This is a genomic window from Actinomadura sp. KC216, assembly GCF_004348535.1.
GTDB lineage: Bacteria > Actinomycetota > Actinomycetes > Streptosporangiales > Streptosporangiaceae > Spirillospora.
In genome coordinates this window covers 1-2,431 of record NZ_SMJX01000565.1, presented here as the reverse complement: position 1 = coordinate 2,431, position 2,431 = coordinate 1, and the positions used below count along the sequence as shown (strand labels likewise).

Sequence of the window (2,431 nt, the reverse complement as noted above, 5' to 3'; positions counted from 1 at the left end):
CCGCCTTCACCTCCCGCACCCTCCGCACCTTCCGCCCCGGAGCCGTCTGGCCCGGAGCCGTTGAGCCCGCTGCCCCGGAGGCGACCGACCCCTCGCAAACGTCCCGCCAAACGCGGTTCGGCCCGCACGTTCCGCCGCGTGACCGCCCTGCTCGTCACCGCCGCGATCATCGCGACCGGCGGCGCCAACGTGCCGGACCCCGGCGGGCCCGGCTGGGCGAGCCCCGGGCTGATCGGCGGGGGCGGCTGGCCGTTCGCGGGCGCCCCGCTGACCCCGGACGAGGCCGCCGGGGCGTCCTACCTGCCGGACAGCTCGGTCGTGCGGCTCGCGGACGGGCGCGTCCGGCTCATCCCGTCCGGCGGTGAGGCGCCCATCACGGTCGAGGCGTCCGACCCGAGGGTCGACCAGGCGATCCGGTCCGACAGCGCCTGGCTGGCGCAGGGCGTCGTCCCGACTGGCGGGGCGGCCCCGGCCGCGGCGACGGGCCCCGCGCTCGGGCAGCACGAGGACTACCGCGACATGGCCGCCCGCGCCCTGCTCGACCTGCGGCTCCTCACCCGCCCGAACGGCGCGTCCCTCGCGTCCTGGTACACGAAGTGGCGGTACTGCTGGCCGCGCGACTCCGCGTTCGCCGTCGCCGCGTTCACCGCGACCGGGCACCCGTCCGAGGCCCGCCGCGTCCTGCGCTTCCTCGCCCGCGCCCAGCACGGCAACGGCATGTGGGCCGCCCGCTACAACCCCGACGGGACGGCGGTCACCGACGGCCGGGCTCCGCAGCTCGACTCGGTCGGCTGGGTGCTGTGGGCGACGTGGTTCTACCGCGCCCAGATGCAGTCGTCGTCCGGCGAACTGCGCGATCTGTGGCCCATGGTCCGGCGCGGCGCGGACCACCTCGCCCGGTCGCTGGACGCCGAGGGCCTGCCGCCCGCCTCGTCCGACTACTGGGAGCGCGACCACCGCCGCGAGGAGGACCCGCGCCGTCCCACCCTGGGGGTCGTCGCGCCGGTGCTGGCGGGCCTGCGCTCCGCGGCGGACCTCGCCCGGGCCCGCGGCGAGAACGGCAAGGCGGCCGAATGGCGGCGCGCCGCCCAACGCGTATCGGACGCGGTCGCCCGGCAGTTCGCGCCCTACGGCTACCCGCGCTCGCCCATCCGCGGCGGCCTGATGGACACCTCGGTGACGTTCCTCGCCCCGCCGTTCGCGCAGATCGACGACGGCGTGACCGCCGCGATCGCCGACGCCCAGCGCAAGCAGGCGCTGCCGAACGGCGGCGTCCTGCCGGGCGAACGCTGGTCCGGCACCCCCGACGTCGCCTGGACACCGGAGACGGCCCTGTTCGGCCTCAACGCCGCCACCTCCGGCCGCACCACCGAGGCGATCGGCCGCCTCGACTGGCTCGCCGCGCACCGCCCGACTTTGGGCGTCCTGCCGGAGAAGGTCGGCCCGACCGGCAAGCAGGCGGGCCCGGCCCCGCTCGGCTGGACGGCGTCGCTCGTCCTGCTGACCCTCTCCGCTCTGGAGAAGCCGCTGCCCATCCCGCCCAGCGGATGACGCTGATCAGCCGACCTGCTCGAACCCGAGCTTGACGACCAGCGCCGTCACCACGCACAACAGGACCGCCCGGACGAACCCGGCCCCCCGGTTGATGGCCATGCGCGCACCGATCTGGGCGCCCGCGATGTTGCAGACGCCCATGGCGATGCCGATCGTCCACAGCACATGCCCCTGAACCGCGAAGACGACCAGCGCCCCCAGGTTGGTGCCCGCATTGATGATCTTCGCCGTCGCAGACGCGTTGACGAAGTCCATGCCCAACAACACGGTGAACGCGACCACCAGGAACGTCCCGGTACCGGGCCCGACGAGCCCGTCATAGAAGGCGATCGCCACACCGGGAACCAGTACCGCCGCCGCGACCCGCCGCCGCGTCCGCAGCACCGGCTCCGACACCCGTCCGAGATCCGGCTTCACCACCACGCCCGCGGCGACGACCAGCAGAACGACCATGATGACGGGCTTGAGGACGTCCGAGGAGATGGCAGCAGCACACAGCGCACCGCCCGCCGCACAACACACCGCAACCCCCGCCGCCGCCAACGCGACCGGCCGATCCGGCTTGGCCCGCCGCGCATAGGTGACCGCGGCCGACGAGACCCCCATGATCGAGCCGAGCTTGTTGGTGGCCAGCGCGGTCGCCACCGGCTGACCGGGATTGACCAGCAGCAACGCGGGCAACTGGATCAGCCCGCCGCCTCCGACCACCGCATCGACCCACCCAGCCGCCACAGCGGCCAGCAACAGCACGAGCACATGCTCAACCTGCAACCGAGCGCCCGGGAGGTAAGGAGTAAACGAAAGAAACAAATTACCCCGGCGTGTCACCCCCACCGACCACCAGCCCCGCAATCAACCGCCGAAGCCGCCAGACATC

2 protein-coding genes are annotated in these 2,431 nt (G+C 73.9%); one reads left to right on the top strand and one right to left on the bottom strand.

Going from position 1 to position 2,431, the window contains the following annotated elements; genetic code table 11:
- The first annotated feature begins 138 nt into the window (after window positions 1–138).
- Window positions 139–1,551, top strand: a complete 1,413-nt coding sequence (locus tag E1264_RS41975; RefSeq protein WP_132183062.1) for a glycoside hydrolase family 15 protein — start codon at window positions 139–141, stop codon at window positions 1,549–1,551.
- 6 nt (window positions 1,552–1,557) lie between these two features.
- Here E1264_RS41975 and E1264_RS41970 read toward each other — a convergent pair whose 3' ends face one another.
- Entirely contained in the window at window positions 1,558–2,325 is a 768-nt protein-coding gene (locus E1264_RS41970; RefSeq protein WP_132183060.1) for a TSUP family transporter, read from the bottom strand.
- Window positions 2,326–2,431: the final 106 nt, after the last annotated feature.